Below are 6507 nucleotides of genomic sequence, written 5' to 3'. Positions count from 1 at the left end.
CTGTATCCAGTTCACCGGCCTGTACGGTATAACGGAACAACAATGCCGAGGATCCGCTACCACTTTGATAGGTAGCTTGTCGGGTCGTCGCACCTATTGTAATACTTAATTGAGGTGTTCCCCCCGTTGTATTTACGGTTACGTTCTCACTGGTATTTATGGTAAAATCCAGATTTTGTCCTGCTATATAGGTAGCATTGGCAGGTACGTTAACGCTTGTCACTATAGGAGCTACCGCATCCACCAATACTGCCGTGGTGCTACCCACACTGTTTAATGTTAGGACAGCATCATTCCCTGAGTTATTTCTAAGTGTACCGCCATTAGCCGCTAAACTGCCCACTGTAATACCATCTGTATCCAGTTCACCGGCCTGTACGGTATAACGGAACAACAATGCGGAAGTTCCGCTACCACTTTGATAGGTAGCTTGTCGGGTCGTGGCACCTATTGTAATATTTAATTGTGGGGTTCCTCCTGCTGTGTTTACAGTTATATTTTCATTAAAATTTATGGTAAAATCCAGATTTTGTCCTGTGATATAGGTAGCGTTGGACGGGACGGCAACACTTGTTACCTCTGGGATTTTGGCAATAGTTATTGTTCTTGTATCATTGGCACTTGCTGCGTTGGCATCGGCAGCAGTAATTGTTACTGTTCTGTTGGAAGTGCCAGGGTTTGTAGAAGTGTTTCTATATCGTATGGATTGAAGTACCTCTTGTATATTGGCATTGGTAGCATCACTATCAAAAGTGATGGTAAGGGCAGTCCCATTGGTTACTATTCCTCCACTAGCGCTTAAGTTGCCGATATCTACTCCGTTGGAATAAATATTAGTACCGCTAATAGTGATTTCAGTTCCATCTCCATCTGCATCACCTATACTTAATTCATCTGCAGCTTCTGCATTGGCTGTAATTTGCGCGACTATGGAGCCACCATTCCAATCCGCATCTCCATCGGCATCGCTAACCGTGGCAGAATTATCTATCTGTTTGGCAGTTTCTCCTTCGGTATAAGCTAGATTTGAATTATCTATGAATATGGCTGGTGGGTTGTTACTTGGACCGGATGTAATGGTTAGTGTTGCTGTAACAAAATGAAAATAATCTTGAGGGGAAAATTGGGAATTTCCATCAGAAATACGCAAAGTCCAAGTGCCGGCAGCGTTCTCCCCATCAAAGGCACTTAGTGCGTTATGAGGGGCGTAGTTGCCGGCCTGCCAATAATCAAGCGTTTCAATATTCGTCGGATTGTCGTCGTCAAAGTTTACTGTGGCATTTACAGGGTTAAACAAATGAAAGGTACTTAATTGCGTTGGATCACCTGTGTTATACCCCCATCTGTCCTGCACTAAATCAACGAACGTGCCAGAAGGTGAGATTAAACGAACATTCAGATCTTCATGAATTCCATATGGCCCTGTTGTAGGAGGCGTACCGTTACCAATAATTAAATGGAGACTCAATTCTACTTCAGTTAAAGAAGTAGAGGATAATTCCCCTGCAGAAAAAGAAAAAGTACGATCTATGTGTGCCCCAGGACCTGTAACATTGGTGATGGTGCCAGTAGTGTTATTCGTTTTGTGTACCTGGGCATATGACAGTGCCGATGTAAAACATATTATAAAGAAGGATAGTAAATTTTTCATATTTAATGGTTGAAATAGTTGATCATATTAAACTTTTAAAAGTGCTTTATCATATTAATTTTTTAGCAATGGTTTTGCGCCTTTCTGTAGCGTGAAATATCTTTTTATGATTTACTTAATAAATAGTTGGATATTGATTTAACGATTTGTGTTGGAAGTGTGTAGAAATAATACATAGGTTAGCTAGAATTTAAATTAGTTTACAATAGTAACTTAAGAAGATAATTCCTACATATTATTGTTGTGAAAATACCAATTGTTGATGTTAAATCAGAATTAGGGAAATAATGGGTTTGGCAAAAGGCACCTGATTTTTTAATTAGGTTAGGAATGGAGGGGATTTTAGACTTTTGGGTTAAGAAGTTCAATGTCCTTTTGGAGCATCATCTACGGGATGGTACTGATAATTACAATTTCATATTGGTATAGTCCCAAGGACATTCAGCCCCTCGTAAAAATCTCTGCTCGGAATGTGCAGGGTGGCTTAGATTAGATCTTCACAATAAGTTTGTTTATCAAATAGCCACGATTCTTAAGTTTAAATCATTTTGCCATTAATTCATTTACATCAATCACACTTGTTGTTATTAAATTTAAAAAAGTGATAAGCAAATGAGTTTGTCATTAATTTCTTTACATCTAGGCACTTTGTTTATCATAAATATTTTTTTATTTACATCTAAACTGCTTGTTGTTGATTTTAATATTTATGTCAAATTATCAAAAAATGGATTTTGAAAACTCTGTAGCTTATCATTACGATAAATTACCTCCTTCAAGGCTAAACTACGCTTTGTTTGTTGACCCTTTATTAAAGGCGACGGACGCATTAGCTCGCTATGATCAAATGCTCAAAAACATGCATAACAGTGAAATCTTATTAGCCCCACTTAGAAATCAGGAAGCCGTAATTTCATCTCGTATGGAGGGTACGATTAGTACGATGGATGAAATATTAAAATTTGAAGCTGATTCTGAAAGTGACTCAGATGAGGCTAAACATGTAAGAACAGAAATATATGAGACTATATTGTATCAAAATTGTATCAAAGGGCATTAACGAATGCTCAAAGAGCAATGAAGGATGGATATCCACTTTCATCCCACTTAGTAAAAACGATTCATCAACAACTGTTGTCCTTTGGTAGAGGAGCAAAAAAATCACTAGGGCAATACAAGACAGAACAAAATTTTCTTGCAGACAAGATAAAACAGAAAGTACTTTATACACCAATTATCCCGGAAAAGCTAAATGATAGATTGGAAATTTTATTTAATTACATAAATACGAGTGAAGATCCAGTTTTAGTTAAAACAGCATTAATGCATCTAGAGTTTGAAGCGCTGCATCCATTTCAAGATGGAAATGGCAGGATTGGTAGAATGTTAATAACTTTGTTATTGTGGTCATCAGGAACCATTTCAGCACCACATTTTTATATAAGTGGATATTTAGAAGAAAACAAAGATGAGTACATTGACACTATGCGCTATGTTTCAGAGCATAATGACTGGGAAAAATGGTGTGTATTCTTTTTGAAAGCAGTGGAAAATCAGGCAATGAGGAATTTACAAATTGCCGAGAATATTAAAGATTTATACGAGGATATGTAATTAATATTTTCAGATACATTATCATCTAAATCGAGTTTTAGCGCACTTGATTATATTTTTACAAATCCAATATTTAGAAACAATAGATTTACTTCAAAAAGCGGGATTCCTGGCCCAACAGCATCAAGGTTCACAAGAGTTCTTCTAGAGAAAGAATTGATAAGAACAATGGAAGAACCTTCAGGTCGAAGAGCGGCGCTATATGCATTTGAATCGTTATTAAAATTGGTTAGAGTTTAAGAACAAAGTACAATAACTAAGAACTGTCCGTCCCACAAATAATGCGGGAGCCCAACTTAAAGACCGTGTTCACTGAACCGGGTCCTAGATTCCCTTACTATGGGCATTGCTAAATTTACAGCATAAAATTGTGTTAAGCATTTCGGACCAATTGTGCCACTTTTTAATTTTTATGGGCCTAGTTCCATTCACGTTTTACGGTTTTCCGCAACTTACTTTTCTGGTAATTGTTTTTCTTTATCACTATAAAAGTAGGAAAGTCAGTATTAGCTAGGCCTAGAAGAATAAGGTAGGATTGGAAAGGGTAATAGGCTCACCCTAAATTAAAACCGGGCAACGTAAAAGATTTATTAAATTAGGGGTATAAAAGATTTATAATCAATAATGATACCCATGTGTTGGGACTAATTATAATAACATAAATTTGAAGAAAGCTAAAATTTATATAGATGAGTTTGGTAATACTCACTTGGATCTAAGTAAAAAAGGAACTTTTAGTCACTTCGTTTACACCGCTGTTATAATTAGTGAAGATCAAGAAGAAAAAGCAAGAAAAATTAGAAAGGAAATTTGTTGCAAATTTCGACTTGGTTCAAATATAAAATCTAAAAATCTCGGTGATAAAAAATATTTCCAAAAACGATTGGATATTTTAAAATATCTGATTGAAAACCTAGATTTTACAATTGATGTTCTGATAATTGATAAAAGTAGGATTGATAACGAGAAAGGAGGATTAAAGCATAAACAAGTGTTTTATAAATACTTTCAAAAACTCTTTGTAGGTAAGTACAATGAGATATTCGATTCATACGAGATTTACCCTGATAAAGTTGGAGAAGGCTTCGTAACAGAATTAGAGAGATTTATAATGCAAAATGTCATTAAACCGGACTTATTTAATCCTGACCGTAGTTATAAACTTGCAGATGATGTCAAAGATGAAAAGTTAGTTCAATTAGCAGATATAGTTGCCGGTTCTTTAGGAAGAATATTTTGTTCAAGTCATTCAAGTCAAAAAATGGACGAAATTTATGAAATCTTACATACGAGATTAACTATACAACATTTTCCGTTTCAATCAAATTATCAGATAAAAACTACAGAAGAAGATGAGAAGTTGAATTTACTTATTAAAAAGTTGAGCGGAGAAGTTTTAGAACAGTATATTGAAAATGCTAATTACAAGAAAGATCATTTACAAATAAGACTTCTGGACTATTTGGCGCTTCAAAACAGAATGAGTCCTCATAGATTAGTACCGAGCTATGAAATTGTAGATTATTTAAAAAACTTCACAATGCAAATGAGTGAAGAAAGACTAAGAACTATAATTCGAGATTTAAGATATGAAGGCTTATTTATAATTAGTCATAGCGGTAAACCAGGTTATAAGCTAGCGAGCAGTTATGAGGATATAATTCAGCATTTCAATCACTTTATGAGATACATTGTGCCAATGCTGGAAAAAATAAAAGTTCTAAATCAAAAAATGGTTAATACCTCTTTTAATGATGTTAACCCGTTAGAAAAAGACGAAAGATTTGAACAAATTAAAAAATTAATAGGTCAATTATAAGTAACACTAACATCGGTTACAGCAAATAGCGGGTTTCATCGAAAAAGTTTAATTTAGAAAACCAAGATACGAAAGTTTAAGCCGACAAATCTGCGTCTCTATTTTCGCTACTTTTCCATAACCGTAACCGTAGGCAATAATGTAAAACTGTTAAATGTTTAATTTTTTTGGCAATAGGGAACTTGCAATCATCTTTTGGTTATCAGTTTTTTTAATTTTTTCTCTTTCTCGGAAAAAAGTTAGAAAATCATCGGTACAATTAGTAAAAACTTTTTTTCACCATAAAATTATTGCGTCTATTCTTTTGATGACAATTTATGTTGAATTACTAGTTATTGGTCTTTTAGAACTTGGATTTTGGGAGCAAGCCTTATTGAAAGACACGGTTCTATGGCCTATAATTGTTGGTTTCCCATTATTGTTGAAATTGGACAAAATAAGTGGAGAGGAGAATTATCTGAAAACTATCTTTTTTGACGGTATTAAAGGAATTGTTTTGATTGAATTTATAGCAAACTTTTATAATTTCTCTTTATTCGCTGAATTAATAATAATTCCAGTTATGTCCATTATTGTAATTTCTCAAGTTTATACCAAGGACAATCCAAAATATAAACCTGTCGATAAGTTATTTAAAAATTTGGTCACAGGATTTGGAATAATTGTTTTCATCAATACCTGCATTCAGATTTACAATGGGTTTCATGAATTCGCTAATATTTTTACTTTAAAAACTCTTCTGCTACCAATTATACTTACCATTGCTTTTATTCCCTTTCTGTATCTGTATTCCCTATGGTCTTTGTATGAAATTTTGTTATTGCGAACTGGACATCGACTGGATAAGTTTTGGGATAGATTATATTTACATTGGAAATTCTTTTCTACTTTCTTTCTCAACCATAGTAAGTTAAGAAAATTTCGGAGGGGTATGGAATTTGAGCAAATTCACAATCAAGCGGATATAAAAAAAGTGTTTAATGAATTTGATAAATGAATACAATACATAGTTGCCAACAATGTTGTTTTCCTTTAGTCTGTACGGCCTATTCCGCTTAAACAGAGGGAGCCAAACATGAAGACCTTATTGACAGTACCGGATCCGGCCTTCCCTAATTATAGAGGTAGCTAATTAACAGTGTCAAAATCTGGAAGGTATTTCGGTCTTATTTTGCCATTATGTAGTGGTTAGGAACAAGAATCAATCACGTATTACGGTTTTCCGCAAGGCATTATTCTGGTAATTTTTTTTCTTTATCACGATAAAAGTAGGAAAGACAGTATTAGCTAGGCCCAGAAGAATAGGATAGGGGAGGTAAGGGTAAAAGGTTCACCCTAAATTGTAACTAGGCAACAAAAAAGATTTACTAAATTAGGCCTATGAAAGAAATATGGTTACTGGTTACCATATACAAGAGTTGTG

General features: G+C 34.6%; 5 protein-coding genes. 4 read left to right on the top strand and 1 reads right to left on the bottom strand.

The annotated features are described in order from the left end of the window. Positions 1-1651 (bottom strand): proprotein convertase P-domain-containing protein (locus EHW67_RS09525; RefSeq protein ID WP_202911945.1); only part of this gene is annotated, 1651 nt, incomplete at its 3' end. A 727-nt stretch (positions 1652-2378) separates the two neighbouring features. On the opposite strand from EHW67_RS09525, the gene EHW67_RS20685 reads away from it, so the two are divergent. The 4 genes from EHW67_RS20685 (at position 2379) to EHW67_RS09510 (ending at position 6081) form a co-directional block, all read left to right on the top strand. Continuing rightward, the gene (locus tag EHW67_RS20685; protein ID WP_238389882.1) at positions 2379-2711 is read left to right on the top strand and encodes a Fic/DOC family N-terminal domain-containing protein; all 333 of its coding nucleotides are present in this window, start codon (positions 2379-2381) and stop codon (positions 2709-2711) included. Positions 2712-2728: 17 nt separating this feature from the next. Further along, positions 2729-3265, top strand: a complete 537-nt coding sequence (locus EHW67_RS20680) for a Fic family protein (protein WP_238389881.1) — start codon at positions 2729-2731, stop codon at positions 3263-3265. Positions 3266-3929: 664 nt separating this feature from the next. After that, entirely contained in the window at positions 3930-5084 is a 1155-nt protein-coding gene (locus EHW67_RS09515) for a DUF3800 domain-containing protein (protein WP_158285115.1), read from the top strand. Positions 5085-5238: 154 nt separating this feature from the next. After that, complete coding sequence (locus EHW67_RS09510) at positions 5239-6081, top strand: hypothetical protein (RefSeq protein ID WP_126162137.1); 843 nt, start codon at positions 5239-5241, stop codon at positions 6079-6081. Positions 6082-6507: the final 426 nt, after the last annotated feature.

Source organism: Arenibacter aquaticus (genome assembly GCF_003957295.1).
GTDB lineage: Bacteria > Bacteroidota > Bacteroidia > Flavobacteriales > Flavobacteriaceae > Arenibacter > Arenibacter aquaticus.
The sequence above is the reverse complement of the archived record's forward strand: the minus strand, read 5'-3'. Positions and strand labels throughout refer to the sequence as shown.

Excerpts from the sequence above, each read along its gene's own strand:
- EHW67_RS09510 (WP_126162137.1), top strand. The coding sequence starts at position 5,239 with ATGTTTAATTTTTTTGGCAATAGGGAACTTGCAATCATCTTTTGGTTA.
- EHW67_RS20685 (WP_238389882.1), top strand. The coding sequence starts at position 2,379 with ATGGATTTTGAAAACTCTGTAGCTTATCATTACGATAAATTACCTCCT.
- EHW67_RS20680 (WP_238389881.1), top strand. The coding sequence starts at position 2,729 with ATGAAGGATGGATATCCACTTTCATCCCACTTAGTAAAAACGATTCAT.